At 57.1% G+C, this 26,947-nt stretch carries 26 protein-coding genes and 1 other RNA gene; 15 read left to right on the top strand and 12 right to left on the bottom strand.

The genetic code is table 11. The annotated features are described in order from the left end of the window. Positions 1 to 21: 21 nt before the first annotated feature. Positions 22 to 2,010, bottom strand: a complete 1,989-nt coding sequence (gene tkt / locus AA74_RS0116095) for a transketolase (RefSeq protein WP_008501619.1) — start codon at positions 2,008 to 2,010, stop codon at positions 22 to 24. A 19-nt stretch (positions 2,011 to 2,029) separates the two neighbouring features. Beyond that, a complete protein-coding gene (gene tal, locus AA74_RS0116090; protein WP_025912780.1) occupies positions 2,030 to 2,980 on the bottom strand; it encodes a transaldolase in 951 nt (316 codons plus the stop codon). 289 nt (positions 2,981 to 3,269) lie between these two features. On the opposite strand from tal, the gene maeB reads away from it, so the two are divergent. After that, positions 3,270 to 5,549 (top strand): NADP-dependent oxaloacetate-decarboxylating malate dehydrogenase, encoded by a 2,280-nt coding sequence (maeB, locus tag AA74_RS0116085; RefSeq protein ID WP_008501617.1) that lies wholly within the window; start codon positions 3,270 to 3,272, stop codon positions 5,547 to 5,549. A gap of 79 nt (positions 5,550 to 5,628) precedes the next feature. Here the strand turns inward: maeB and hemF are convergent, their stop codons facing one another. Next, entirely contained in the window at positions 5,629 to 6,528 is a 900-nt protein-coding gene (gene hemF, locus AA74_RS0116080) for an oxygen-dependent coproporphyrinogen oxidase (RefSeq protein ID WP_023344644.1), read from the bottom strand. Further along, a complete protein-coding gene (amiA, locus tag AA74_RS0116075) occupies positions 6,528 to 7,403 on the bottom strand; it encodes an N-acetylmuramoyl-L-alanine amidase AmiA (RefSeq protein WP_008501615.1) in 876 nt (291 codons plus the stop codon). The genes hemF and amiA overlap by 1 nt, the downstream gene beginning before the upstream one ends. 212 nt (positions 7,404 to 7,615) lie before the next feature. On the opposite strand from amiA, the gene AA74_RS0116070 reads away from it, so the two are divergent. The 10 genes from AA74_RS0116070 (at position 7,616) to pdxK (ending at position 15,960) form a co-directional block, all read left to right on the top strand. Continuing rightward, the gene (locus AA74_RS0116070; protein ID WP_008501614.1) at positions 7,616 to 8,041 is read left to right on the top strand and encodes a GNAT family acetyltransferase; all 426 of its coding nucleotides are present in this window, start codon (positions 7,616 to 7,618) and stop codon (positions 8,039 to 8,041) included. Further along, positions 8,028 to 8,477, top strand: coding sequence for a DUF2919 domain-containing protein (locus AA74_RS0116065; protein WP_025912779.1), 450 nt, complete (start codon positions 8,028 to 8,030; stop codon positions 8,475 to 8,477). The genes AA74_RS0116070 and AA74_RS0116065 overlap by 14 nt, the downstream gene beginning before the upstream one ends. A 63-nt stretch (positions 8,478 to 8,540) precedes the next feature. Further along, on the top strand, positions 8,541 to 9,116 hold the full coding sequence (locus AA74_RS0116060; RefSeq protein WP_025912778.1) for an RpoE-regulated lipoprotein: 576 nt from the start codon (positions 8,541 to 8,543) through the stop codon (positions 9,114 to 9,116). Positions 9,117 to 9,208: 92 nt separating this feature from the next. Continuing rightward, positions 9,209 to 10,108, top strand: coding sequence for a Dyp-type peroxidase (locus tag AA74_RS0116055; RefSeq protein WP_025912777.1), 900 nt, complete (start codon positions 9,209 to 9,211; stop codon positions 10,106 to 10,108). Between the two features lie 174 nt (positions 10,109 to 10,282). Further along, positions 10,283 to 11,296: a sulfate ABC transporter substrate-binding protein gene (locus AA74_RS0116050; RefSeq protein WP_023344640.1), complete on the top strand. Its 1,014-nt coding sequence runs from the start codon at positions 10,283 to 10,285 to the stop codon at positions 11,294 to 11,296. After that, positions 11,296 to 12,129 carry a sulfate/thiosulfate ABC transporter permease CysT gene (gene cysT / locus AA74_RS0116045; protein ID WP_008501609.1) on the top strand — a complete coding sequence of 278 codons (834 nt, stop codon included), beginning with the start codon at positions 11,296 to 11,298 and terminating at the stop codon, positions 12,127 to 12,129. The genes AA74_RS0116050 and cysT overlap by 1 nt, the downstream gene beginning before the upstream one ends. Continuing rightward, positions 12,129 to 13,004, top strand: a complete 876-nt coding sequence (gene cysW, locus AA74_RS0116040) for a sulfate/thiosulfate ABC transporter permease CysW (protein ID WP_008501608.1) — start codon at positions 12,129 to 12,131, stop codon at positions 13,002 to 13,004. The genes cysT and cysW overlap by 1 nt, the downstream gene beginning before the upstream one ends. After that, entirely contained in the window at positions 12,994 to 14,088 is a 1,095-nt protein-coding gene (gene cysA / locus AA74_RS0116035; RefSeq protein ID WP_023294248.1) for a sulfate/thiosulfate ABC transporter ATP-binding protein CysA, read from the top strand. The genes cysW and cysA overlap by 11 nt, the downstream gene beginning before the upstream one ends. Before the next feature lie 118 nt (positions 14,089 to 14,206). Beyond that, on the top strand, positions 14,207 to 15,118 hold the full coding sequence (gene cysM, locus AA74_RS0116030) for a cysteine synthase CysM (protein WP_023294247.1): 912 nt from the start codon (positions 14,207 to 14,209) through the stop codon (positions 15,116 to 15,118). A 5-nt stretch (positions 15,119 to 15,123) separates the two neighbouring features. Next, on the top strand, positions 15,124 to 15,960 hold the full coding sequence (gene pdxK, locus AA74_RS0116025) for a pyridoxine/pyridoxal/pyridoxamine kinase (protein WP_023294246.1): 837 nt from the start codon (positions 15,124 to 15,126) through the stop codon (positions 15,958 to 15,960). 44 nt (positions 15,961 to 16,004) lie between these two features. Here pdxK and crr read toward each other — a convergent pair whose 3' ends face one another. The 5 genes from crr to cysZ form a co-directional block, all read right to left on the bottom strand. Continuing rightward, positions 16,005 to 16,514, bottom strand: a complete 510-nt coding sequence (crr, locus tag AA74_RS0116020; protein WP_003861316.1) for a PTS glucose transporter subunit IIA — start codon at positions 16,512 to 16,514, stop codon at positions 16,005 to 16,007. A gap of 40 nt (positions 16,515 to 16,554) precedes the next feature. Next, positions 16,555 to 18,282 carry a phosphoenolpyruvate-protein phosphotransferase PtsI gene (gene ptsI / locus AA74_RS0116015; protein WP_008501604.1) on the bottom strand — a complete coding sequence of 576 codons (1,728 nt, stop codon included), beginning with the start codon at positions 18,280 to 18,282 and terminating at the stop codon, positions 16,555 to 16,557. Positions 18,283 to 18,326: 44 nt separating this feature from the next. Then, on the bottom strand, positions 18,327 to 18,584 hold the full coding sequence (ptsH, locus tag AA74_RS0116010) for a phosphocarrier protein Hpr (protein ID WP_000487600.1): 258 nt from the start codon (positions 18,582 to 18,584) through the stop codon (positions 18,327 to 18,329). Between the two features lie 317 nt (positions 18,585 to 18,901). After that, on the bottom strand, positions 18,902 to 19,873 hold the full coding sequence (cysK, locus tag AA74_RS0116005; protein ID WP_008501603.1) for a cysteine synthase A: 972 nt from the start codon (positions 19,871 to 19,873) through the stop codon (positions 18,902 to 18,904). A 163-nt stretch (positions 19,874 to 20,036) separates the two neighbouring features. Then, the gene (cysZ, locus tag AA74_RS0116000; RefSeq protein WP_025912776.1) at positions 20,037 to 20,798 is read right to left on the bottom strand and encodes a sulfate transporter CysZ; all 762 of its coding nucleotides are present in this window, start codon (positions 20,796 to 20,798) and stop codon (positions 20,037 to 20,039) included. A 230-nt stretch (positions 20,799 to 21,028) separates the two neighbouring features. Here cysZ and zipA point away from each other — a divergent pair, with 230 nt between their 5' ends. From zipA to AA74_RS0115985, 3 genes are all read left to right on the top strand, one after another. Then, positions 21,029 to 22,012, top strand: a complete 984-nt coding sequence (gene zipA, locus AA74_RS0115995) for a cell division protein ZipA (RefSeq protein ID WP_025912775.1) — start codon at positions 21,029 to 21,031, stop codon at positions 22,010 to 22,012. A gap of 69 nt (positions 22,013 to 22,081) precedes the next feature. Further along, positions 22,082 to 24,097, top strand: a complete 2,016-nt coding sequence (gene ligA / locus AA74_RS0115990) for an NAD-dependent DNA ligase LigA (RefSeq protein ID WP_025912774.1) — start codon at positions 22,082 to 22,084, stop codon at positions 24,095 to 24,097. A gap of 1 nt (position 24,098) precedes the next feature. After that, complete coding sequence (locus AA74_RS0115985) at positions 24,099 to 24,314, top strand: DUF3820 family protein (protein WP_008501599.1); 216 nt, start codon at positions 24,099 to 24,101, stop codon at positions 24,312 to 24,314. Here the strand turns inward: AA74_RS0115985 and AA74_RS0115980 are convergent. Continuing rightward, positions 24,311 to 25,306, bottom strand: coding sequence for a bile acid:sodium symporter family protein (locus tag AA74_RS0115980; RefSeq protein ID WP_008501598.1), 996 nt, complete (start codon positions 25,304 to 25,306; stop codon positions 24,311 to 24,313). The genes AA74_RS0115985 and AA74_RS0115980 overlap by 4 nt on opposite strands. A gap of 89 nt (positions 25,307 to 25,395) precedes the next feature. On the opposite strand from AA74_RS0115980, the gene AA74_RS0115975 reads away from it, so the two are divergent. Then, positions 25,396 to 26,337: a LysR family transcriptional regulator gene (locus AA74_RS0115975; protein WP_008501597.1), complete on the top strand. Its 942-nt coding sequence runs from the start codon at positions 25,396 to 25,398 to the stop codon at positions 26,335 to 26,337. Here the strand turns inward: AA74_RS0115975 and AA74_RS0115970 are convergent. Further along, on the bottom strand, positions 26,328 to 26,666 hold the full coding sequence (locus AA74_RS0115970) for a FlxA-like family protein (protein WP_025912773.1): 339 nt from the start codon (positions 26,664 to 26,666) through the stop codon (positions 26,328 to 26,330). The genes AA74_RS0115975 and AA74_RS0115970 overlap by 10 nt on opposite strands. Positions 26,667 to 26,792: 126 nt before the next feature. Further along, positions 26,793 to 26,921: non-coding RNA, RtT sRNA (locus AA74_RS1000000123010), on the bottom strand. Between the last annotated feature and the right edge of the window lie 26 nt (positions 26,922 to 26,947).

Genomic DNA, 26,947 nt, shown 5'->3' with positions numbered 1-26,947 from the left:
CACCCGGCAACGCAGACCGCACTAAATCACGCTCAGCGCCTTCTCTACCACGTTCTCAACGGTAAAGCCAAAGTACGGGAACAGCTTGTCGGCAGGGGCGGACTCACCGTAGCCCCGCATCCCAACAATCGCCCCTTTGAGCCCGACATACTTGTACCAGTAGTCGGCAATACCGGCCTCCACCGCCACGCGCGCCGCGACGTTAGAGGGCAGCACCGATTCCCGGTACGCCTCGTCCTGGGCGTCAAAGATATCCGTTGAGGGCAGGGACACCACGCGCACCGCGTGGCCTTCGGCGGTCAGTTTTTCCGCCGCTTTCACCGTGATTTCCACCTCGGAACCGGTCGCAATCAGGATCACGTCCGGCTTGCCGCCGCTGTCTTTCAGGATATAGCCGCCGCGGGCAATGTTTTTCACCTGCTCCGGCGTGCGCTCAATCTGCGTCAGGTTCTGGCGTGACAGAATCAGCGCCGTCGGGCCGTTATGGCGTTCTACCGCCAGCTTCCAGCCCACCGCCGCTTCGACCTGATCGCAGGGACGCCAGGTGCTGAAGTTGGGTGTTAAACGCAGGCTCGCCAGCTGTTCAACCGCCTGGTGGGTGGGGCCGTCTTCTCCCAGACCGATGGAGTCGTGGGTATAGACCATAATCTGCCGCGCCTTCATCAGCGCTGCCATGCGCGCCGCGTTACGGGCGTACTCGACGAACATCAGGAAGGTGGCGGTGTAGGGCACGAAGCCGCCGTGGTGGGCGATGCCGTTGGCGATCGCGGTCATCCCGAACTCGCGCACGCCGTAGTGGATATAGTTCCCGGCAATATCCTCCTTCAGCGATTTCGAGCCCGACCAGATGGTCAGGTTACTCGGTGCCAGGTCCGCCGAGCCGCCCAGCAGCTCAGGAAGGAGAGGGCCAATCGCATTCAGGGTGTTTTGCGACGCCTTACGGGTGGCGATTTTTGCCGGGTTGGACTGCAGGTTTTCAATCAGCGCCTGGGTTTTATCGTCCCAGTCCTCCGGCAGACCGCCGCTCATGCGCCGGGAAAACTCGGCGGCCAGCTCCGGGTACGCTTTTTTGTAGGCGGCGAATTTCTCGTTCCAGGCCTGCTGGGCTTTCTCACCGTCTTCACGGGCATCCCACGCCCGGTAGATCTCTTTCGGGATTTCAAACGGCGGGTATTTCCAGCCCAGCTTCTGCCGGGTCAGCGCCACTTCTTCGTCACCCAGCGCCGCGCCGTGCGCCTCTTCTTTGCCCGCCTTGTTCGGCGAGCCGAAGCCGATAACCGTGCGGCAGATAATCAGGGACGGTTTGTCCTTCACGCTCTGCGCTTCCTGAATCGCTTTTTTCACCGCCTCAGGATCGTGGCCGTCGATCTCGTGCACCACGTGCCAGTGATAGGCCTCGAAGCGTTTTGCCGTGTCGTCGGTGAACCAGCCCTCGGTTTCCCCGTCGATGGAGATGCCGTTGTGATCGTAGAAGCCAATCAGCTTGCCGAGCCCCAGGGTGCCCGCCAGGGAGCAGACCTCATGGGAAATCCCCTCCATCAGGCAGCCGTCACCCATAAACACGTAGGTGTAGTGATCGACAATCTCGTGGTCCGGCTGGTTGAACTGTGCCGCCAGCGTACGCTCGGCAATCGCCAGCCCGACCGCATTTGCCAGCCCCTGACCGAGCGGCCCGGTGGTGGTTTCCACGCCCGGCGTATAGCCAATCTCCGGGTGCCCCGGGGTTTTGGAGTGCAGCTGGCGGAAGTTTTTTAGCTCCTCAAGCGGCAGATCGTAACCGGACAGGTGCAGCAGGCTGTAGAGCAGCATCGAGGCGTGGCCGTTGGAGAGAATAAAGCGGTCACGATCGTACCAGGTGGGATCGTTAGGGTTGTGCTTCAGGAAGTCGTTCCACAGCACTTCGGCAATATCGGCCATGCCCATCGGTGCGCCGGGATGGCCAGAATTGGCTTTCTGCACGGCATCCATGCTGAGGGCGCGGATGGCATTGGCGAGCTCTTTACGGGACATAGTTCACTCCGTGGCAAGGTTAAAGTTTGGCAGCGAGAAGATCTTCAAGTTTGCGCTGGTCGACAGCGAACAGGCGGATACCTTCCGCCAGTTTTTCCACGGCCATGGCGTCCTGATTGTGCTCCCAGCGGAATTCGGCTTCGGTCATGGTTTTCGGTTTTGGCAGAACGGTAGAGGTGGGGATCAGCTTGCGGATGACCGTCTCTTCTTTATCCTGTAGCTCCTGGAGCAGGTTAGGGGAGATGGTCAGGCGGTCGCAGCCCGCCAGGGCGAGGATCTGCTCGGTACGGCGGAAGCTGGCCCCCATCACGATGGTTTCGTAGCGATGCTGCTTGTAGTAGTCGTAGATATTGCGAACCGATTTCACGCCCGGGTCCTCATCCACCACGTACGGATCCATCGGCTGTTTCGCCTGGTACCAGTCGTAGATGCGGCCAACAAACGGTGACACCAGGAACACGCCCGCTTCGGCACAGGCGCGCGCCTGGGCAAAGGAGAACAGCAGCGTCAGGTTGCAGTGAATTCCCTCTTTTTCCAGCACCTCTGCCGCGCGGATGCCTTCCCAGGTCGACGCCAGCTTGATCAGAATGCGTGATTTATCGATCCCCTGCTCCTGGTAGAGTTCCACCAGGCGGCGAGCCTTGTTGATGCTCTTTTCTTTATCGAACGAGAGGCGTGCGTCAACTTCGGTCGAGACGCGTCCCGGAATGCTTTTAAGAATTTCCGCACCAAAATTAACTGCCAGCTTGTCGCTGGCTTCGGCGACCTGCTGTTCCTGCGTCTTCCCGCGCTGTTTTCCGTAGGCAATGGCGTCATCAATCAGATGACTAAAATGGGTAAGCCCGGCTGCCTTGAGCAGTAGCGAAGGGTTGGTGGTCGCATCCTCCGGCTGATAGTGGCGAATCGACTCGATATCGCCGCTGTCTGCCACCACCGTGGTGAATTGTTTGATGCCGTCTAGCTGGTTCATAAATGATTACTCCTTGGAAATAAAAGCGTTAGCTGAGTGCGTTAGTTCACACTTCTGAGAAAATCATGATGGACTTAACAAAAAAGCATAGCAGACGGGGGAGGCATTGCTTTTGAGACGGGTAACATGGCTGTTATAAATTGATAACAATTTTTAATGTGTGATGGTGAGAGTTTGGCAGCCTTCAAAGTTTAGGAGGCGGCCTGAGGCGATACTAGGCGGCACACCAGGGTGTGCAACCGGATCGTTTTCGTCACCCTTTTGACCGATACGTGAAAGGAAAAATAAGATGGATGAGCAGTTGAAACAGAGTGCCCTCGATTTTCACGAGTTCCCTGTCCCGGGCAAAATTCAGGTCTCCCCAACCAAGCCGCTGGCGACCCAGCGCGATCTGGCGCTGGCCTACTCGCCGGGCGTGGCGGCCCCGTGTCTGGAGATCGAAAAAGATCCGCTGGCGGCCTATAAATACACCGCGCGCGGCAACCTTGTTGCCGTGATCTCTAACGGCACGGCGGTACTGGGGCTCGGTAACATCGGCGCGCTGGCCGGTAAGCCGGTGATGGAAGGCAAGGGGGTGCTGTTCAAGAAATTCGCCGGTATCGACGTGTTTGATATCGAGGTGGACGAGCTCGATCCTGACAAATTCATCAACGTGGTGGCCGCGCTGGAACCGACCTTCGGCGGGATCAACCTGGAAGACATCAAAGCGCCGGAATGTTTCTATATCGAGCAGAAGCTGCGCGAGCGTATGAACATTCCCGTGTTCCATGACGACCAGCACGGAACGGCCATTATCAGCACCGCCGCCATTCTCAACGGCCTGCGCGTGGTAGAGAAAAATCTCTCCGATGTGCGCATGGTGGTCTCCGGCGCTGGCGCCGCGGCCATCGCCTGTATGAACCTGCTGGTGGCGCTGGGTATGCAGAAACACAACATTGTGGTCTGCGACTCCAAGGGCGTGATTTACAAAGATCGCGAGCCGAACATGGCGGAAACCAAAGCGGCGTATGCGGTAGAAGACGACGGCAAGCGCACGCTTGAGGACGTGATTGACGGTGCGGATATCTTCCTCGGCTGCTCGGGTCCGAAAGTGCTGACCCAGGAGATGGTGAAGAAGATGGCGCGCGCGCCGATGATCCTGGCCCTGGCGAACCCTGAGCCGGAAATTCTGCCGCCGCTGGCGAAAGCGGTGCGTGAAGACGCCATTATCTGCACCGGGCGTTCCGACTACCCGAACCAGGTGAACAACGTGCTCTGCTTCCCGTTCATCTTCCGCGGCGCGCTGGACGTCGGCGCGACGGCGATCAACGAAGAGATGAAGCTGGCCGCCGTTCACGCCATTGCGGAGCTGGCCCACGCCGAGCAGAGTGAAGTGGTTGCCTCAGCCTATGGCGATCAGGATCTGAGCTTTGGCCCGGACTACATCATTCCAAAACCGTTCGACCCGCGTCTGATTGTCAAAATTGCCCCTGCGGTGGCAAAAGCGGCGATGGATTCCGGCGTGGCGACGCGTCCGATTGAAGACTTCGACGCTTACGTCGATAAGCTCACCGAGTTTGTCTATAAAACCAACCTGTTCATGAAGCCGATCTTCTCTCAGGCGCGCGCCGACGCGAAGCGCGTGGTGCTGGCGGAAGGGGAAGAGGCGCGCGTGCTGCACGCCACCCAGGAGCTGATCACCTTAGGCCTGGCGAAACCGATCCTGATTGGTCGTCCGAGCGTGATTGAAATGCGTATCCAGAAGCTGGGCCTGCAGATTAAGCCGGGCGTCGACTTCGAGATCGTCAACAACGAATCCGATCCGCGCTTCAAAGAGTACTGGAGCGAATACTACGCGATCATGAAGCGCCGGGGGATCACTCAGGAACAGGCGCAGAAAGCCGTCATCAGCAACACGACGGTGATCGGCGCGATCATGGTCCATCGCGGCGAGGCGGATGCGCTGATCTGCGGCACCATCGGCGACTACCACGAGCACTTTAGCGTGGTGCAGGAGATCTTCGGCTATCGCGACGGCGTCCATACCGCCGGGGCGATGAACGCCCTGCTGCTGCCGAGCGGGAACACCTTTATCGCTGACACCTATGTTAACGACGATCCGAGCCCGGACGAGCTGGCGGAGATCACCGTGATGGCCGCTGAGACCGTGCGCCGCTTCGGTATCGAGCCGAAGGTGGCGCTGCTGTCGCACTCTAACTTCGGTTCGTCCAAATCAGCGGCGGCGTGCAAAATGCGTGAGACGCTGGCGCTGGTGCGCGAGCGCGCGCCGGAGCTGATGATTGACGGGGAAATGCACGGTGATGCCGCGCTGGTAGAGAGCATCCGCAACGAACGTATGCCTGACAGCCCGCTGAAGGGATCGGCAAACATCCTGATTATGCCGAATGTGGAAGCGGCGCGTATCAGCTACAACCTGCTGCGCGTCTCCAGCTCTGAAGGGGTGACCGTAGGACCGGTGCTGATGGGCGTGGCGAAGCCGGTGCATGTGTTAACGCCGATTGCCTCCGTGCGCCGTATCGTGAATATGGTGGCGCTGGCGGTGGTTGAGGCGCAGACGCAACCGCTGTAAGCGTTGTGAGTCGGGTAGCGCGTTCGCTTACCCGACCTACGGGTTGAGCAGGCCGGATAAGCGCAGCGCCATCCGGCAGTTAAACCCAGTCGCGTACTTTAAGGAACTCACTCAAGGCAGCCTCCGGGCTGCCTTCTTTTGGCTCGTAGCAGTACTCCCAGCGCACCAGCGGCGGCATCGACATCAGAATCGACTCCGTGCGCCCGCCGGTCTGCAGGCCAAACAGCGTCCCGCGATCCCATACCAGGTTGAACTCCACGTAGCGCCCGCGACGGTAGAGCTGGAACTCGCGCTCGCGTACGCCATAGCTGGTGTCTTTACGGCGTTCGACGATGGGCAGGTACGCGTCGGTATAGCCTTCGCCCACCGCGCGCATAAAGCTGAATGCGGTATCAAAATCAGGCGTGTTGAGATCGTCAAAGAACAGCCCGCCGATGCCGCGCTGCTCGTCGCGGTGCTTCAGGTAAAAGTAGTCATCGCACCACTTTTTAAATTTCGGGTAAATGTCTTCGCCAAACGGCAGGCAAAGATCCCGCGCGGTGGTGTGCCAGTGCACGGCATCCTCTTCGAAGCCGTAGTAGGGCGTCATGTCGAAACCGCCGCCAAACCACCAGACCGGATCGGCCCCCGCTTTTTCCGCAATGAAAAAGCGCACGTTGGCATGGCTGGTCGGCACAAACGGATTGTGCGGATGCACCACCAGCGAAACGCCCATCGCTTCGAAGCTGCGGCCCGCAAGCTCGGGACGATGTGCCGTTGCAGACGCGGGCATCGCGTCGCCATGAACGTGGGAAAAATTCACGCCCGCCTGTTCGAAGATGCCGCCGTTACGCAGCACGCGGCTACGCCCGCCGCCGCCGGCTTCGCGCTGCCAGTTGTCTTCCTGAAATTCTCCGCCGTCAGCGGCGGCCAGTTTCTGGCAAATCTCATCCTGTAACTGCAGCAGGAAGGTTTTGACCAGTTGAGCATTGGGTTTCATCAGCGTTTCCTGGAGTGCGCTTTTTGGTTATCAAACCAGTTGAAGTAACTGATAATGCCGGAGGCGATGGCGTTGGCGATCTTCTGACGAAACGCCGTAGTGCCGAGGAGTCGCTCCTCTTCCGGGTTGGTAATGAACGAGGTTTCCACCAGCACGGACGGGATAGACGGTGATTTCAACACCACAAACGCCGCCTGTTCGGTGCTCCTGCTGTGCAGGCGATGCACTGGCTTAATCTTCTTCAGGATGTGCGAGCCGAGCGTCAGGCTGTTTTTGATCGTATCCGTCTGCACGAGGTCGAACAGCACCTGCTGTAGCAGGTGGTCTTTGTCGGTGGCTTTTTTCCCGGCGACTTCATCCGCCCGGTTTTCGCGGTCGGAGAGGTATTTTGCCATGGCGCTACTGGCGCCGCGGTTGGACAGCGCAAACACCGAGGCACCGGCGGCAGACGGGTTGGTAAAGCCGTCCGCGTGAATCGACATAAACAGATCCGCCCCGTGCTGGTGGGCGATCTCTACGCGATCGTACAGCGGAATAAAGGTGTCGCCAGAGCGCGTCAGACGCGCGTCAATGCCGTTGCTGCGTAAAATCGCCCGCACATTTTTTGCAATCGCCAGCACGACGTGTTTTTCTTTCGACCCGTTTTTGCCGATGGCGCCGGTATCAATACCGCCGTGGCCCGGGTCGAGCATCACCAGGCGCTTTGCGCCCGGCTTTTTGGTTTTCGGTTTGCTGTGTCCGTTACTGGTTTTAAGCGTGCTCTCGTCTTTTGCCTGAGCCTGCTTTGCGATGCCCGTTAACGTTAAGGCCGCCAGCCCCGCTTTGAGAACCTGACGACGCGATGTGAGTGCTTTTAATGGTTTGAATGTGCTCATGCGGCCTGAATACTAAAAAATGGGGTCCTGGTGTTATATCGTATCGCGTTTAGCGTTACGACAGTCCTTATTGAGAATTGTTTTACTTTTCATTTCAATACGTGACAAAGTGACATTATGCCAAATTTTGGCGAGATTTTCCCCGGTTATTGGCTAAAGGCGTGGTTCGCGCCATAATCACTGTTTTTAAACCCGAAAAGGCGGTTAATACCATGGAGATACGCGTTTTTCGCCAGGAAGATTTCGAAGAGGTGATCACCCTTTGGGAGCGCTGCGATCTGCTGCGTCCGTGGAACGATCCGGAAATGGATATCGAACGTAAGGTGAATCACGACGTCAGTCTGTTTCTGGTTGCGGAAGTCAATGGCGAGGTTGTGGGGACGGTGATGGGCGGTTATGACGGCCATCGCGGCTCGGCCTATTATCTGGGCGTTCATCCGGAATACCGTGGTCGCGGTATTGCCAATGCGCTGCTCAACCGGCTCGAGAAGAAGCTGATCGCCCGCGGCTGTCCGAAAATCCAGATCATGGTGCGGGAAGATAACGACGTGGTGCTGGGCATGTATGAACGCCTGGGCTACGTACACGCTGACGTGCTGAATTTAGGAAAGCGTCTCATCGAAGATGAAGAGTACTGAGATCCATCCGGCAGATTATGACGCGCAGGGTCGCGTCAGGCTGCCCTTTTTATTCTGGTGCGTTCTGCTGCTTCAGGCCCGCACCTGGGTGCTGTTTGTGATGGCCGCCGCGTCGCGCGGGCAGGGCGACACGCTGCTGACGCTCTTCTATCCCGATCACGATGCCTTCTGGCTCGGCTTGCTGCCGGGCGTACCGGCGGTGGTGGCTTTCTTGTGCAGCGGTCGGCGGCACGTAATCCCGCGCTTGTGGCGCGCGCTTCGCGGGCTGCTGATCCTTGCCCAAATTGCGCTGCTCTTCTGGCAGCCGGTACTCTGGTGGTACGGTGAACCGCTGACGGGCATCGGCGTTGCGCTGGTGGTTGCCGATATCGTGGCGCTGATGTGGCTGCTGACCAACCCACGTCTTCGCGCCTGTTTTGTGCCTCAGGATGATTAATCCGGCACTTTTTGCCGATGTCGCACTCCAACAAGCGTTGATTTAACACGTAAGGACGTTTCAATGAAATCGCTGCGTTTACTCTTATGCGCTCTTCCGCTGGCATTGACCGGCTGTTCGACGCTCTCCTCCATTAACTGGTCTGCCGCGTATCCGTGGAACTGGTTTGGCTCATCAACGGAAGTGACCGAGCAGGGCGTGGGGAAAATTACCGCCGCGACGGCGCTGGATCAGAAAGCTATTCAGGATGCGCTCAGCAGTGACTACCGCCTGCGCAGCGGCATGAAAACAGAGAATGGCAATATTGTTCGCTATTACGAGGCGCTGAAGGGCGACAAGCTGGCGCTGGCGATCAACGGTGACAAAGGCACGGTAAACCGGATCGCGGTGATGGATGAAGATATTCCGACCGCCAGCGGCGTGAAGGTCGGAACGCCGTTTAGCGATCTTTATAAGCAGGCCTTTGGCAACTGCACCAGCGTGCCATCCGACGATGAAGTGGCGGTGGAGTGTAAGGCGGAAGGCAGCCAGCACATCAGCTATGTTTTTACCGGCACCTGGAGCGGCCCGGAAGGGCTGATGCCGTCTGACGACACCCTGAAGAGCTGGAAGGTGAGCAAAATACTCTGGAAGGAGTAATTTGCGTCTGAACAAACCGCCTCGCTGAAATCCGGGTATAATAGCCGCCATCAATGCCACGCTGACGTGGCATCTTTATTTCAGGAGGAGCGATGTCTCAGGTTCAGAGTGGCATTTTGCCAGAACATTGCCGCGCGGCGATTTGGATTGAAGCCAATGTCAAAGGGGACGTGGATGCCCTGCGTGCGGCCAGCAAAGCGTTTATTGATAAACTGGCGACCTTCCAGGCCAAATTCCCGGAAGCCCACCTCGGCGCCGTTGTTGCGTTTGGCAATAACGTCTGGCGTCAGCTGAGCGGCGGTGAAGGGGCAGAAGAGCTGAAGGACTTCATTCCTTACGGCAAAGGCCTTGCACCTGCGACCCAGTACGACGTGCTGATCCACATCCTTTCTCTGCGTCACGACGTGAACTTCTCGGTTGCGCAGGCGGCGGTGGCGGCCTTTGGCGACAGCATCGAGGTGCAGGAAGAGGTTCACGGTTTCCGCTGGGTCGAAGAGCGCGATCTGAGCGGCTTCGTCGACGGAACGGAAAACCCGGCGGGTGAAGAGACGCGTCGTGAAGTCGCGGTAATCAAAGACGGCGTGGACGCGGGCGGCAGCTACGTGTTCGTGCAGCGCTGGGAGCATAACCTCAAGCAGCTTAACCGCATGAGCGTGCACGACCAGGAGATGATGATTGGCCGCACCAAAGAAGCTAACGAAGAGATCGACGGCGATGAGCGTCCGGTCACCTCACACCTGACCCGTGTTGACCTAAAAGAAGACGGCAAAGGGCTGAAGATTGTCCGCCAGAGTCTGCCGTACGGTACAGCAAGCGGTACGCACGGCCTCTACTTCTGCGCCTACTGCGCGCGCCTGCATAACATTGAACAGCAGCTGCTGAGCATGTTCGGCGATACCGACGGCAAGCGCGACGCCATGCTGCGCTTCACCAAACCGGTCACCGGCGGCTACTACTTCGCGCCGTCCGTCGAGCGTCTGCTGGCGCTATAAACCGCTTTCCATACGTAGGCCGGGTAAGCGTTAGCGCCACCCGGCAATTTTCTCCGCTCCTTATTCCCTTTTCTGCTTCTAAATCACCAAACGGTATATAAAACCGTTACTGCTTTCATCACCGTTATAAATATTATGACTATAAGATAGTCATCACATTTATAAGGGTGCGCAATGGCCGTTACTGTACTGAAAAAAGGAACTCTGGCGCTGGCAGGTTTACTGCTGGTGGCACAGGCGCAGGCGACTGAACTGTTGAACAGTTCGTATGACGTCTCCCGCGAGCTGTTTGCCGCCCTTAACCCCCCGTTCGAACAGCAGTGGGCGAAAGACAATAACGGCGACAAGCTGACCATCAAGCAGTCTCACGCCGGTTCATCAAAGCAGGCGCTGGCCATTCTTCAGGGACTGAAAGCGGACGTCGTGACCTACAACCAGGTGACTGACGTGCAGATCCTGCACGACAAAGGCAAGCTCATCCCGGCGGACTGGCAGAGCCGTCTGCCGAACAACAGCTCGCCGTTCTACTCCACCATGGGTTTCCTGGTGCGCAAGGGTAATCCGAAGAATATCCACGACTGGAGCGACCTGGTGCGTTCCGACGTGAAGCTGATCTTCCCGAACCCAAAAACCTCCGGTAACGCGCGTTACACCTATTTAGCGGCGTGGGGCGCGGCGGACAAGGCTGACGGCAACGATAAAGCCAAAACCGAGCAGTTCATGACCCAGTTCCTGAAAAACGTCGAAGTGTTTGATACCGGCGGCCGCGGGGCGACCACGACCTTCGCAGAGCGCGGCCTGGGCGATGTGCTGATCAGCTTTGAATCGGAAGTGAACAACATCCGCAAGCAGTATGAAGCGCAGGGCTTTGAGGTGGTTATCCCGAAAACCAACATTCTGGCCGAGTTCCCGGTCGCATGGGTGGATAAAAACGTGCAGGCGAACGGTACCGAGAAAGCGGCAAAAGCCTATCTCAATTACCTGTACAGCCCTCAGGCGCAGACCATCATTACCGATTACTACTACCGCGTGAACAACCCGGACGTGATGAACAAGCTGAAAGATAAGTTCCCGCAGACCGCGCTGTTCCGCGTGGAAGACCATTTCGGCTCCTGGCCAGACGTGATGAAAACGCATTTTGCCAGCGGCGGTGAGTTAGACAAACTGCTGGCGGCGGGGCATAAGTAATGTTTGCAGTCTCGACCAAACGCGTGCTGCCGGGCTTTACCTTAAGCCTCGGGACCAGCCTGCTGTTCGTCTGCCTGATTCTGCTGTTGCCGCTCAGCGCGCTGGTGATGCAGCTTGCGCAGATGAGCTGGGCGCAGTACTGGGACGTGATCACCAACCCGCAGGTGGTGGCGGCCTATAAGGTGACGCTGCTGTCGGCGTTTGTCGCCTCCATTTTTAACGGCGTGTTTGGCCTGCTGATGGCGTGGATTTTGACCCGCTATCGCTTCCCGGGCCGCACGCTGCTTGACGCCCTGATGGATCTGCCGTTTGCGCTGCCGACGGCGGTCGCGGGCTTAACCCTCGCGTCGCTCTTCTCCGTGAACGGGCTGTACGGCGAGTGGCTGGCGAAATTTGACATCAAGGTGACCTACACCTGGCTTGGTATCGCGGTGGCGATGGCCTTTACCAGCATCCCGTTTGTGGTGCGTACCGTGCAGCCGGTGCTGGAAGAGTTAGGTCCGGAATACGAAGAAGCGGCGGAAACGCTGGGCGCCACGCGCTGGCAGAGCTTCCGCAAAGTGGTGCTGCCGGAGCTGTCTCCGGCGCTGATGGCGGGCGTCGCGCTGTCGTTTACCCGCAGCCTCGGCGAGTTCGGTGCGGTGATTTTTATCGCCGGGAACATCGCCTGGAAAACGGAAGTGACCTCGCTGATGATTTTCATTCGCCTGCAGGAGTTTGATTATCCGGCGGCGAGCGCGATCGCTTCGGTGATCCTCGCGGCATCGCTGCTGCTGCTGTACTCGATTAACACTCTGCAAAGTCGCTTTGGTCGACGTGTGGTAGGTCACTGATGGCGGAAGTTACGCAATTGAAGCGATACGATGCGCCCCGCATCAACTGGGGTAAATGGTTTCTGATTGGGGCGGGCGTGCTGGTTTCCGCCCTCATTCTCGTCGTGCCGACGATTTATATCTTCGTTCAGGCGTTCAGCAAGGGCCTGATGCCCGCGCTGGAAAACCTGGCGAACCCGGATATGCTGCACGCCATCTGGCTGACCGTGCTGATTGCCCTGATCACCGTTCCGGTGAACCTGGTGTTCGGTACCCTGCTGGCGTGGCTGGTGACGCGCTTTAATTTCCCGGGACGTCAGCTGCTGCTGACCCTGCTGGATATTCCGTTTGCCGTGTCGCCGGTGGTGGCGGGTCTGGTGTATCTGCTCTTTTACGGCTCCAACGGCCCGCTGGGCGGCTGGCTGGATGCACATAACCTGCAGATCATGTTCGCCTGGCCGGGCATGGTGCTGGTCACCATCTTCGTGACCTGTCCGTTTGTGGTGCGCGAGCTGGTGCCGGTGATGTTAAGCCAGGGCAGCAACGAAGACGAAGCGGCGGTGCTGCTCGGGGCTTCGGGCTGGCAGATGTTCCGCCGCGTGACGCTGCCGAACATCCGCTGGGCGCTGCTTTATGGCGTGGTGCTGACCAATGCCCGCGCGATTGGCGAGTTCGGTGCCGTTTCCGTCGTCTCTGGCTCCATTCGGGGTGAAACCCTGTCGCTGCCGCTGCAGATTGAACTCCTGCAGCAGGACTACAACACCATCGGCGCCTTTACTGCCGCAGCGTTGCTGACGCTGATGGCGATTTTGACCCTGTTTTTGAAGAGTGTGGTGCAGTGGCGTTTAGAAAATCAGGAAAAACGTCAGCATCAGGAGGGAAATCATGAGCATTGAGATTGCCAATATTAAGAAGTCTTTTGGTCGCACCCAGGTGCTGAATGATATCTCGCTGGATATCTCTTCCGGACAAATGGTGGCGCTGCTGGGGCCGTCTGGCTCGGGCAAAACCACGCTGCTGCGCATTATCGCCGGGCTTGAGCACCAGACCAGCGGACACATCCGCTTCCACGGCACCGACGTGAGCCGCCTGCACGCCCGCGATCGTAAGGTGGGCTTTGTGTTTCAGCATTACGCGCTGTTCCGCCACATGACCGTGTTCGACAACATTGCGTTTGGCCTGACCGTGCTGCCGCGTCGTGAGCGCCCGGATGCGGCAACCATTAAGGCGAAAGTGACCAAACTGCTGGAGATGGTGCAGCTGGCGCATCTGGCGGACCGTTTCCCGGCCCAGCTGTCCGGCGGGCAGAAACAGCGCGTGGCGCTGGCGCGCGCGCTGGCCGTTGAGCCGCAAATTCTGCTGCTGGACGAACCCTTCGGCGCGCTGGATGCGCAGGTGCGTAAAGAGCTGCGCCGCTGGCTGCGTCAGCTTCATGAAGAGCTGAAATTCACCAGCGTCTTCGTGACCCACGACCAGGAAGAGGCGATGGAAGTCGCGGATCGCGTGGTGGTCATGAGTCAGGGCAACATTGAGCAGGTTGACGAGCCGGAGCAGCTCTGGCGTGAACCGGCGACCCGCTTCGTGCTGGAGTTTATGGGCGAGGTGAACCGCCTGCAGGGCACCATTCGCGGCGGTCAGTTCCACGTTGGCGCGCACCGCTGGCCGCTGGGCTATACCTCCGCGCATCAGGGGCCGGTCGATCTGTTCCTGCGCCCATGGGAGGTGGACGTGAGCCGTCGAACCAGCCTGGACTCACCGCTGCCGGTACAGGTGCTGGAAGCGAGCCCTAAAGGGCATTACACCCAACTGGTGGTTCAGCCGCTGGGCTGGTACACCGAGCCGCTGACCGTGGTCATGCGCGACGACGTCCCGCCGCATCGGGGAGAGCGCCTGTTTGTCGGTCTTCAGCATGCCCGTATTTATCACGGCAAGGAACGCATCGAGACGCGCGAGGATATTGCTCTGGCGGAGTCAGCCTGATAGGTTATTAGGATGTTTATCGCCCGGTGGCGCTGCGCTGACCGGGCCTACAGCTAAAACTGCGTCTTGTAGGCCGGGATCGCTGCGCGCAACCCGGCTTTTTTATTGAGTAAAAATCGTGAAAACACTCGAACACACCATCGGCAATACCCCTCTGGTCAAACTTCAGCGCATGGGGCCGGATAACGGCAGCGAAATCTGGGTCAAACTCGAAGGCAATAACCCGGCGGGGTCGGTGAAAGACCGGGCCGCACTGTCGATGATCGTCCAGGCCGAAAAGCGCGGCGAGATTAAGCCGGGCGACGTGCTGATCGAAGCCACCAGCGGCAACACCGGTATCGCCCTGGCGATGATTGCGGCGCTGAAAGGCTACCGCATGAAGCTGCTGATGCCGGACAACATGAGTCAGGAGCGTCGCGCCGCGATGCGTGCCTACGGAGCCGAGCTGATTCTGGTGACCAAAGAGCAGGGGATGGAAGGCGCGCGCGACCTGGCGTTAGAAATGGCCGAGCGCGGCGAAGGTAAACTGCTCGATCAGTTTAACAACCCGGACAACCCTTACGCGCACTACACCACCACCGGCCCGGAAATCTGGCAGCAAACCGACGGGCGCATTACCCATTTTGTCTCCAGCATGGGCACCACGGGAACCATTACCGGCGTATCCCGTTTTCTGCGCGAGCAGGCGAAAACCGTCACCATCGTTGGCCTGCAGCCGGAAGAGGGGAGCAGCATTCCGGGCATTCGCCGCTGGCCGGCGGAGTATATGCCCGGCATCTTTAATGCGCAGCTTGTGGACCAGGTGCTGGATCTTCACCAGCGCGAGGCGGAAAATACCATGCGTGATCTGGCCGTGCGAGAAGGTATCTTCTGCGGCGTCAGCTCGGGCGGCGCGGTAGCGGGTGCGATTCGGGTAGCGCAGGCAAACCCGGGTGCGGTAGTGGTGGCGATTATTTGCGATCGCGGCGATCGCTATCTCTCTACCGGCGTCTTTGGTGAAGAGAGTTATTCGCAGGGGGCGGGGATTTAAGCGTCATGGAGATGATTCTATTCCGGGATAATACCCGGGCGCAGCAAACCGATATTGTCGCGGTGCAGTCGCAGGTGGTGTACGGCAGCGTGGGGAACAGCATTGCGGTACCGAATATTCGTACCCACAGGCTGAACGTCACCGCCGTACCGACGGTACTGTTCAGCAACACGCCACACTATGACACCTTCTACGGCGGCGTGATCCCCGACGAGTGGTTCAGCGGCTACCTGAAGGCGCTGGAAGAGCGCGAAATCCTGCGCGAGCTTAAGGCGGTCACCACCGGCTATATGGGCAGTGCCAGCCAGATCGTCCTGCTGGCACAGTGGTTGAAGGCGGTCAAAGCGCAGCATCCTGACCTGCTGGTGCTGGTCGATCCGGTTATCGGCGATATTGACAGCGGGATGTACGTGAAGCCTGAGCTCCCCGAAGCGTATCGGGAGCACCTGCTGCCGCTGGCGCAGGGGATCACGCCCAATGTCTACGAGCTGGAAGTGTTAAGCGGCAAACCATGCCGTACACCTGAAAGCGCCATCGCGGCAGCACAGGGACTGCTCTCCGACAGCCTGAAATGGGTGGCGATCACCAGTGCGCCGGTTGCCGACGATCCGCAAAACATCCACGTGGTGCTGGTCTCACGCGAGGGCGTCACCGTCAGCGCACATCCGCGCGTAGAGACCGATCTGAAGGGAACGGGCGATCTGTTCTGTTCAGAGCTGGTAAGCGGCATTGTAGAGGGGAAAACCGTTGCCGATGCCATTCGCATGGCCGGCGATCGGGTGACTGACGTCATGCTGTATACCCAGTCGAAAGGCTACGACGAGCTTATCCTCCCGGCATAAACAAAAATGGCGCCCGAAGGCGCCATTTTTCTGTGCGGCAAGAATTACTTCTTGATGCGGATAACCGGGGTTTCACCCACGGTGACGCTGCCAGACAGTTTGATCAGTTCTTTGATTTCGTCCATGTTGGAGATAACAACCGGCGTCAGGGTAGACTTGGCTTTTTCTTCCAGCAGTGGCAGATCGAATTCAATCACCGGGTCGCCAACTTTCACACGCTGGCCTTCTTCCGCGATACGTTTGAAGCCTTCGCCTTTCAGTTCAACGGTGTCGATACCGAAGTGAACGAACAGTTCGATACCGCTATCAGATTCGATAGAGAACGCATGGTTGGTTTCAAAAATTTTACCGATGGTGCCGTCAACTGGAGCAACCATTTTGTTGCCAGTTGGTTTGATAGCAATGCCATCACCAACGATTTTCTCAGCAAACACTACATCCGGCACGTCTTCGATGTTGACGATCTCGCCGGAGAGCGGAGCAACAATCTCAATAGTTCCGGAGTCTTTCTTATCATCAGAAACCAGAGATTTCAGTTTATCGAACAAACCCATGATCTTCTCCTAAGCAGTAATTTGGGCCGCATCTCGTGGATTAGCAGATTGTTTTTTCTTCAATGAACTTGTTAACCAGCGTCATTAACTCGTCCGTTGTCGGTTGAGCAAGAGCCTGCTCTGCTAACACCTTCGCATCTTCGAAGTTCGTGTTACGGATAATCTTCTTAATGCGCGGGATGGAAATGGCGCTCATAGAGAATTCGTCCAGACCCATACCCAGCAACAGAAGTGTAGCACGTTCGTCGCCTGCAAGCTCACCACACATGCCAGTCCATTTACCTTCTGCATGAGAAGCATCAATAACTTGCTTGATCAAGTTCAGTACGGACGGTGACATTGGCTGGTAGAGATGTGAAATCATATCATTACCACGGTCAACTGCCAGGGTGTACTGCGTTAAATCATTGGTGCCGATACTAAAGAAATCAACTTCTTTGGCTAAATGACGCGCAATGGTCGCCGCCGCAGGTGTTTCCACCATCACGCCGATCTCGATTGACTCGTCAAATGCTTTACCTTCGTCGCGCAGTTCCTGCTTGTAGATTTCGATCTCTTTCTTCAGTGCACGCACTTCTTCAACAGAGATGATCATCGGGAACATGATGCGCAGCTTACCGAAAGCGGACGCACGCAGGATTGCGCGAACCTGGTCACGCAGGATCTCTTTACGATCCATCGCAATACGCACGGCACGCCAGCCCAGGAACGGGTTCTCTTCTTTCGGGAAGTTCATGTACGGCAGCTCTTTGTCGCCACCGATGTCCATGGTACGGACGATAACCGCCTGAGAGCCACAGGCTTCAGCAACGGCTTTATACGCAGCAAACTGCTCTTCTTCCGTTGGCAGCGCGTCGCGGTCCATGAACAGGAATTCTGTACGATAGAGACCAACGCCTTCCGCACCGTTGCGCTCAGCGCCATCAACGTCGCGGACGGTACCGATGTTTGCGCACACTTCTACCTGATGGCCGTCCAGAGTGATGGCTGGCAGGTCTTTCAGCTTAGCGAGTTCCGCTTTTTCAGTCGCAACCTGCTCCTGAACCGCGCGCAGTTTTTCGATCTCTTCGTTAGTTGGGTTGACGTAAACCAGATTGTTTACGGCATCCAGAATCAGATAATCGCCGTTTTTCACCTGAGAGGTGACGCTTCCGGTACCCACGATGGCAGGCAGTTCCAGAGAACGCGCCATGATAGAGGTGTGGGAGGTACGGCCGCCCGCATCGGTGATGAAACCGAGGACCTTTTTCAGGTTCAGCTGTGCGGTTTCAGATGGGGTGAGGTCAGCGGCAACCAGGATCACTTCATCCTGAATCGCGCTCAGGTCGATAATGGCCAGACCCAGGATGTTGCGCAGCAGGCGCTTACCGATGTCACGTACGTCAGCCGCACGCTCTTTCAGGTATTCATCATCCAGTTCTTCCAGGGCAGTTGCCTGACCTTCGATAACTTCATGCGCAGCCGCGTCGGCCGTCATGCCTTTATCTTTAATCAGGGCTATGATTTCCTGCTCCAGCTCCTCATCTTCGAGCAGCATGATGTGCCCTTCGAAGATGGCTTCTTTTTCTTCACCGAAAGTTTCGCCAGCTTTAGTTTTGATTGCTTCCAGTTGCGCAGATGCCTTGGCACGACCGCTCAGAAAACGTTCAACTTCCTGATCAACCTTGTCGGCAGAAATTTTTTTCCGGTCGATGACGATCTCGTCTTCTTTCAGCAGCAGTGCTTTGCCGAAAGCGATACCCGGGGATGCTAAAATGCCTGAAATCATAACCCTACCTTACTTGTGACTGATATTTAAAAGAACCCGGAAACTTACTCGAGCTCAGCCATCAGTTTTACCAGATGCTCAACTGCTTTCTGCTCGTCTTCACCTTCCGCAGAGATGGTGACTACGGTGCCCTGAGTCAGGCCCAGAGTCTGCAGTTTGAACAGGCTTTTTGCGCTGGCGCTTTTGCCGTTGGAAGTCACAGTGATTTCAGAAGTGAAGCCTTTCGCTTCTTTAACAAACTGAGCAGCAGGGCGGGTGTGCAGACCGTTCGGAGCGGTAATGGTAACTTCTTGCTGGAACATTGTATTTCCCCAACTTATAGGTTTAGTGTTGTGGAACTAAAGTCTAGCCTGGCGACTGAACTTTAGCCTGTATTGTTAGCGCTGACGTTTCGATCGTCATTAAACATTATGCAGCGAAAGCAAGACTTGAACCAAATCATAAAATCGATTCAGCAAGGCTATTTCGTTCGCTGATTAATTTCACGCATCAAAATAATTGCTGGTTTAAATACCAGACCCAACGGGGTGAAGCAATGCCAGGAGGGGCAAAAGTTTGAAGCAGGCCACAAAAAAGCACCTGAAAAGGTGCTTTTTTACGCGTTATTAACATAGTGGCACTACTGTTGCAGCTCTTTTTCAGTGAACAGATCGGCAAACAGTGCGGTGCTCAAGTAACGCTCACCCGAGGAAGGAAGGATAACCACAATATTCTTATTGGTAAAGGCCTCATCTTCCTGAAGTTTGAGCGCTGCCGCAACGGCCGCACCGGAAGAGATACCTGCCAGAATACCTTCTTCATCCATCAGGCGGCGCGCGGTAGAGATGGCTTCTTCGTTCGTGATAGTGACCACTTTATCGATCAGCTTCAGATCCAGGTTACCCGGAATGAAGCCTGCGCCAATCCCCTGAATTTTGTGCGGGCCGGGTTTGAGCTCTTCCCCCGCCAGGGCCTGGGTGATAACCGGTGAATCAGTCGGCTCAACGGCAACGGTGATCAGCTCTTTTTTACCTTTGGTGCCTTTAATATAGCGTGACACGCCGGTCAGCGTGCCGCCGGTACCTACGCCGGAGATAAAGACGTCAACCTGGCCGTCGGTATCTTCCCAGATTTCCGGGCCGGTAGTCTTCTCGTGAATTTCCGGGTTAGCCGGGTTGCTGAACTGCTGCAGCAGCAGGTATTTCGCCGGATCGCTGGCCACAATCTCTTCGGCTTTCTGAATGGCACCCTTCATGCCCTTCGCGCCTTCGGTCAGCACCAGGTTCGCGCCCAGCGCTTTAAGCAGCTTACGACGCTCGATGCTCATGGTTTCAGGCATGGTCAGCGTCAGCTTGTAGCCGCGCGCGGCAGCAACATAGGCCAGAGCGATCCCGGTATTGCCGCTGGTGGGTTCCACCAACTCAACGCCCGGCTTCAGTACGCCACGTTTTTCAGCATCCCAAATCATGTTTGCACCGATACGGCATTTTACGCTGAAGCTCGGGTTACGTGATTCGACCTTCGCCAGGATGCGTCCATTACCGATACGGTTCAGTCGAACCAGGGGCGTATGACCGATAGTCAGCGAGTTGTCTTCATAAATCTTACTCATGGCCTGTCCTTAACTGTATGAAATTGGGATACCGACCCAGCATACCTGCTAAGCAGGTAGGGGGAAGTAAGGAATTCGCATATCTATATACTGCAAGGAAATAATGGGGATCAGTATGGAATAAGGGGCGGCATAAGCCACCCCTGCTTTACACATTTTTGCATTATTTCCATAACGCGTGCTTAGCACGGTAGCAGTCGACCCACATGGCGGTCGCGCCGCAAACGGCAACCGGCATGATGAACAGATTCAGGAACGGAATCATGGTGAACAGGCTGGTCAGCGCGCCAAACTGCATATTGGCGATCTTCTGGCTGCGCAGGGCGGTGCGCATCTCTCTAAACGGCACCTTGTGGTTATCGAACGGATAGTCGCAGTACTGGATGGCCAGCATCCAGGCGCTGAACAGGAACCACAGCACCGGTGCCACCGTCTGGCCAATGCCGGGCACAAAATAGAGGATAAGCAGCACAACCGCGCGGGGCAGGTACCAGGCAAACTTCTGCCATTCACGCTTCATAATGCGAGGGAGGTCTTTCATGATCCCCACGATGCCCGTGTCCGGCGGTGTTGCGCCGGTAAGGCGCGCTTCCAGCTGTTCCGCCAGCAAACCGTTAAACGGCGCGGCTATCCAGTTGGCAATCGTCGAGAAGAAGTAGCCAAATACCAGCAAAACGGAGATCACCGCTACCGGCCAGAGCAGGTAGTTAAGCCACTGCAGCCAGTCCGGCACGTAGCTCATCAGCGATGGGATCCAGCTTTCCAGTTTTGTGAACAGCCACCAGAACGCGCCCCCCATCAGAATAATGTTGATCAACAGCGGCAGAATGACGAAGCGTCGAATACCCGGCAGGGAGACCAGTTTCCAGCCCTGAGAAAAATACCAGACGCCGCTGCGCGGGGGAGAAGAAGATGTTGAAACCATAGCCAGGCTGTACTCCTTTTTACACAACCAGTGGAATTGCCCGCCTATATTATCCACTTACGGACCAATGACCAGTTCGGAAATGTTCGAAAAACCAGCAAAAAGCACGATTTCCTTCATCTTTATGCTGTGAATGCTCTGCACACACTTGCACTTGACGTAAACGGCAAATACTCTTAGTGAGTAAATGTTTGCCGTGGTGGCAAGGTGTTAGAACAACAGAGAATATAATGATGCAGGATTTGCGTCTGATATTAATCATTGTTGGCGCGATCGCCATAATCGCTTTACTGGTACATGGTTTCTGGACCAGCCGTAAAGAGCGTTCCTCGATGTTTCGCGATCGCCCACTGAAGCGCATGAAGTCCAGTCGTGACGACGATTACAGTGAAGATGACATCGATGGAAGCGACGATGACGGCGTGGGTGAAGTTCGTGTTCATCGGGTCAATACTGCGCCCGGCGTAGGCCATGGGGAGCATGAAGCACCTCGTCCTTCGCAGCACCAGTATCAACCGCCGTACGCTTCTGCACAGCCGCGCCAGCCAGCGCCACAGCCTGTGGAAGAACCGGTGCGCCAGCCGCCGCAACAGCCTGTGTATCAGCAGCCTGCTGCGCCACAGCCGGTTCAACAACAACCCGTGCAGCAGCCTGTGCAACAGCAGCCTGCGCAACCGGTACATCAACCGCAGCAGCCTGTTCATGTTCAACCTGCGCCGCAGCCCGCTCCTGCCCCGCACGTTGAGCCTGAGCCCGTTGTAGAGCCAGAGCCGGTTGTTGAAAAAACGCAGCGTAAAGAAGCGGTGATCATCATGAACGTGGCCGCCCATCACGGCAGCCATCTGAACGGTGACGTACTGCTGAACAGTATTCAACAGGCCGGCTTCAAGTTTGGTGATATGAATATCTTCCATCGTCACCTGAGCCCGGACGGTAGCGGCCCGGCGCTATTCAGCCTGGCCAATATGGTTAACCCTGGCACATTCGACCCAGAAATGACGGGCGATTTCGTGACGCCGGGTGTCACTATCTTTATGCAGGTGCCGTCCTACGGCGACGAACTGCAAAACTTTAAGCTGATGCTGCAATCCGCTCAGCACATCGCTGACGAAGTGGGTGGTGTGGTGCTCGACGATCAGCGTCGCATGATGACCCCGCAGAAGCTGCGTGAGTATCAGGACCGCATCCGCGAAGTTAAGGAAGCCAACGCGTAACCGACGCGTTATCTTCAACTCCTCCTCAACCCCCGCATGTCGGGGGTTTTTTCTCATTGATGGTGTGATATGGACTCAATCGAACAACAACTCACTGAACTGCGAACCACGCTTCGCCATCATGAATATCTCTATCATGTTATGGACGCGCCGGAAGTCCCGGATGCTGAGTATGACCGCCTGATGCGCGAGCTGCGCGAATTAGAGGCGCAGCATCCTGAACTCATTACACCGGATTCCCCCACCCAGCGCGTCGGCGCTGAGCCGCTGGGCGCTTTCAGCCAGGTGCGTCATGAAGTACCGATGCTTTCGCTGGATAACGTCTTCGATGAAGAGAGCTTTCTCGCGTTTAACAAGCGCGTGCAGGATCGCCTGAAAAGCAGCGACGCTCTCACCTGGTGCTGCGAACTGAAGCTGGATGGCCTGGCGGTCAGTCTTCTCTATGAAAACGGCGTGCTGGTGCGTGCCGCGACGCGTGGCGACGGTACGACGGGCGAAGACATCACTACCAACGTGCGTACCATCCGCGCGATCCCGCTGAAGCTGCAGGGTGACAATATTCCTGCACGTCTGGAAGTGCGCGGCGAGGTGTTTCTGCCCCAGGCGGGCTTCGAGAAAATTAACGAAGAGGCACGTCGCACCGGCGGTAAGGTGTTTGCTAACCCGCGTAACGCGGCGGCGGGCTCGCTGCGCCAGCTTGATCCGCGCATCACCGCGAAGCGACCGCTTACGTTCTTCTGCTACGGCGTCGGTATTCTGGAGGGCGGCGAGCTGCCGGATACCCATCTCGGGCGTCTGCTGCAGTTTAAGGCGTGGGGCCTGCCGGTGAGCAACCGCGTTCAGCTCTGCGACTCGCCGGAAGCGGTGCTGGCGTTCTACCACAAGGTGGAAGCGGACCGTCCGACGCTCGGCTTTGATATTGATGGCGTGGTCATCAAGGTGAACTCGCTGGCGCTGCAGGAGCAGCTGGGCTTTGTGGCGCGCGCGCCGCGCTGGGCGGTGGCGTTTAAGTTCCCGGCCCAGGAGCAGATGACCTTCGTCCGCGACGTGGAGTTCCAGGTGGGACGTACAGGGGCCATTACCCCGGTCGCTCGTCTGGAGCCCGTACAGGTGGCCGGCGTGCTGGTGAGTAACGCCACGCTGCATAACGCCGATGAAATCGACCGCCTGGGTCTGCGTATTGGTGACAAAGTGGTAATTCGCCGCGCGGGGGACGTGATCCCGCAGGTGGTTAACGTCGTGGAGTCAGAGCGTCCTGACGATACGCGCGAGGTTGTCTTCCCGACCCATTGCCCGGTGTGCGGCTCGGACGTCGAGCGCGTAGAAGGTGAAGCGGTGGCGCGCTGTACGGGCGGCTTAATCTGTGGCGCGCAGCGTAAAGAGTCACTGAAGCACTTCGTCTCCCGTCGCGCAATGGACGTTGACGGCATGGGCGACAAGATTATCGATCAGCTGGTTGAGAAAGAGTACGTCCACACGCCAGCGGATCTCTTCAGGCTGACCGCAGGTAAACTAACCGGTCTGGATCGCATGGGGCCAAAGTCAGCCCAGAACGTGGTTAACGCGCTGGAAGCGGCAAAAGAGACCACCTTCGCCCGTTTCCTTTATGCGCTGGGCATTCGTGAAGTGGGTGAAGCGACGGCAGCAGGGCTGGCAGCGTACTTTGGTACGCTGGAGGCGCTGGAAAAGGCAAGCATCGACGAACTGCAGAAAGTCCCGGATGTCGGCATCGTCGTCGCCACGCATGTCTTTAACTTCTTTGCTGAAGAGAGCAACCGCGAGGTCATCGGCCAACTGCTGGCAGAGGGCATCAAATGGCCTGCGCCGGTCGTCGTCAACGCCGAAGAGATCGACAGCCCGTTCGCCGGTAAAACGGTGGTGCTGACCGGCAGCCTGAGCCAGCTATCCCGTGATGATGCAAAGGCACGTCTGGTGGCGCTGGGAGCCAAAGTGGCGGGCAGCGTGTCGAAGAAAACCGACCTGGTGATCGCCGGGGAGGCCGCCGGTTCGAAGCTGGCGAAAGCCCAGGAGCTGGGGATTGAGGTTATCGACGAAGCGGAAATGATGCGTCTGTTAGGAGAGTAACGTGGAGAAAGAGCAGCTCGTTGAGATCGCCAATACGGAGATGCCGTTCGGTAAATACAAGGGCCGCAGGCTGATTGATTTGCCGGAGGAGTATCTCCTGTGGTTTGCCCGTAAGGATGAATTCCCGGCAGGGCGACTGGGCGAGCTGATGGCTATCGCGTTACTGATCAAAACCGAGGGGCTGACCCAGCTGGTGCAGCCCCTGAAACGTCCTTAAGCCTTTGCGGCGCGGGTCCCTTCCTGCGCCAGTTTTTCCGTCTGGCGCTTGTAGCGACGCGCCAGCACCGCGCAGACCATCAGCTGGATCTGATGGAAAATCATTAGCGGCAGTACCATCATTCCAATCACCGAGGTCGGGAACAGAATGTTGGCCATCGGGATACCGTTTGCCAGACTCTTCTTCGAACCGCAGAACACAATCGTAATTTCATCCGCTTTGTTGAAGCCGCACTTGCGTGCCACAAAGACGTTTACTGCAATGACAATTGCCAGCAGGATGAGGCTGACCACCACGATAAAGAGCAGCGAACCAGCGCCCACCTTATGCCAGATCCCGTTCACGACCGCTTCGCTGAAGGCGGAATAGACCACCAGCAGGATCGACGACTGGTCGGTTTTTGAAATCCATTTCTTGTGCTTTGCCACAAATGCGCCCGTCCACGGACGCGAGAGATGCCCCAGCACAAACGGCAGCAGCAGCTGCAAACAGATTTTGCCGACCTGCTCAAGGTTACCTTCCGCGCCGTGCATGTTCATCAGCAGGCCCACCAGCAGCGGGGAGACGAAAATCCCCAGCAGGCTGGATGCCGATGCCGAGCAGACGGCGGCCGCAACGTTCCCTCCCGCCAGAGAGGTAAAGGCAATGGCGGATTGCACGGTAGCCGGCAGAATACAGAGATACAGAAAACCGGTATAGAGCGCCGGGTCGACGTTAACCGGTGCCCACCAGGCAAACAGCACGCCGAGGATCGGGAAGAGAATGAACGTGCTGCACATCACCCAGAGGTGCAGCCGCCAGTGGCTCCCCCCTGCGATAATCGCTTCACGGGACAGCTTCGCGCCGTGCATAAAAAACAGCAGTGCGATGGCGGCCGTCGTCAGCCCTTCAAAGAACGGAACGAACCCGCCGCGAGCGGGAAAGAACGAGGCCAGTAAAACGGTAACGACCAGGGTGAGCGTAAACGGATCAACAATACGAAATAGTTTCATAATGACTCCTGAAAACAGATGTCGCTATTGTGCTTTTTTCCATTTGAGAAATAAAATTGATTTATTGCATCCATTCATGAATTAAACAGATGAATTATTCTTTACGCCAGCTCCGCATTTTCGTTACCGTCGCCAATGCCCGCAGCTTTAGCCGGGCAGGGGAGATGATTGGCCTGAGCCAGTCGGCGGTCAGCCACAGCGTGAAAGAACTGGAAAATCAGACCGGCGTCCGGTTGCTTGACCGCACCACGCGCGAAGTGGTGTTGACCGAAGCCGGGCAGCAGCTTGCTCTTCGCCTTGAACGGCTGCTGGATGAGCTGAACAGCACGCTCAGAGACGTGGGGAGGCTGGGGCAGCAGCTTTCGGGTACCGTGCGGGTCGCGGCCAGCCAGACGATATCTGCACACCTTATCCCGCAGTGTATTGCCGAGGGGAACCATCGCTACCCGGACATTGACTTTGTGCTGCATGATCGGCCACAGCAGTGGGTACTGGAGAGCATCCGCCAGGGGGATGTCGATTTTGGTATTGTTATCGATCCCGGCCAGGTGAGCGATCTGGAGTGCGAAAGCGTACTTTCGGAGCCCTTTTTGCTGCTCTGCCGTGACGACGATCCGCTGGCCGCGTTGCCTGACGTCAGGTGGCAGTCACTGCAGGGCGCAAATCTGGTTTTACAAGATTATGCCTCGGGCAGCCGCCCGCTGATTGATTCCGCGCTGATGAATCAGGGAGTAAAGGCAGCGATCGTGCAAGAGATTGGCCACCCGGCAACGCTGTTTCCCATGGTGGAAGCCGGGATCGGCATCAGCGTGTTGCCCGCCCTGGCGCTTCCCCTGCCTCAGGGGAGTCGACTTGCCGTGAAGCGGTTGACGCCCGTTGTCGAACGAAAGCTAATGCTGGTGCGGCGAAAAAATCGTTCACTCTCGGGGGCGGCGCAGGCTATCTGGGAAGTGGTGCGTATCCAGGCACAGCGATTGACCGAGGCCCGCATACGCGATCCACTTTTTAACGCTTCAGAAGATCAGATGTAGATATCAATCTGATTATTATCTGATGGGCTATTCACACCTTCCACTTTGCCCAATTTTTGATCCTGCTTTTTCTGGGCCTCTTCGGCCTGCTGGCGCTGCAGTGCGGCGAGCTGCGCCTGCAGCACTTTGATCTGGGTCTGAATCAGTTCCTGCTGCTTTTTCTTTTCATCCGTGCTGCCGGGACTGTTCGCCAGCTCTTTTAGCTGCTGAGTTAGCTTTTTGATCTTATCGAGAATGCGGCTGATTTGCGCGGCGATATCGTTACTGCTGGAAGTACCGCTCCCGCCGCTGGTTTGAATAGGTTGGGTTGATGCCTGAATGGTCGTCATACTTTTTCCTCGCGTTATAAAACAGAGGTATCGGCACCGACGGGATTAGCTTGAGGAAAATGCGGCAGGTTCACATTTTTTATATCGCAGATAGCAAAAAAGCGCCTTTAGGGCGCTTTTTTACATTGGTGGGTCGTGCAGGATGACTCGCTTCGCTCGCCCTTCGGGCCGTCGCCGTAAACGGCTCCGGTGCCTCACTGCGTTCGGCTCGAACCTGCTGCAGGTTCGAATCATCCAGATCGCAGATAGCAAAAAAGCGCCTTTAGGGCGCTTTTTTACAT

Origin of the sequence: Enterobacter sp. 5-4, from assembly GCF_000612205.1 — a bacterium.
GTDB lineage: Bacteria > Pseudomonadota > Gammaproteobacteria > Enterobacterales > Enterobacteriaceae > Enterobacter > Enterobacter roggenkampii.
The sequence above is the reverse complement of the archived record's forward strand: the minus strand, read 5'-3'. Positions and strand labels throughout refer to the sequence as shown.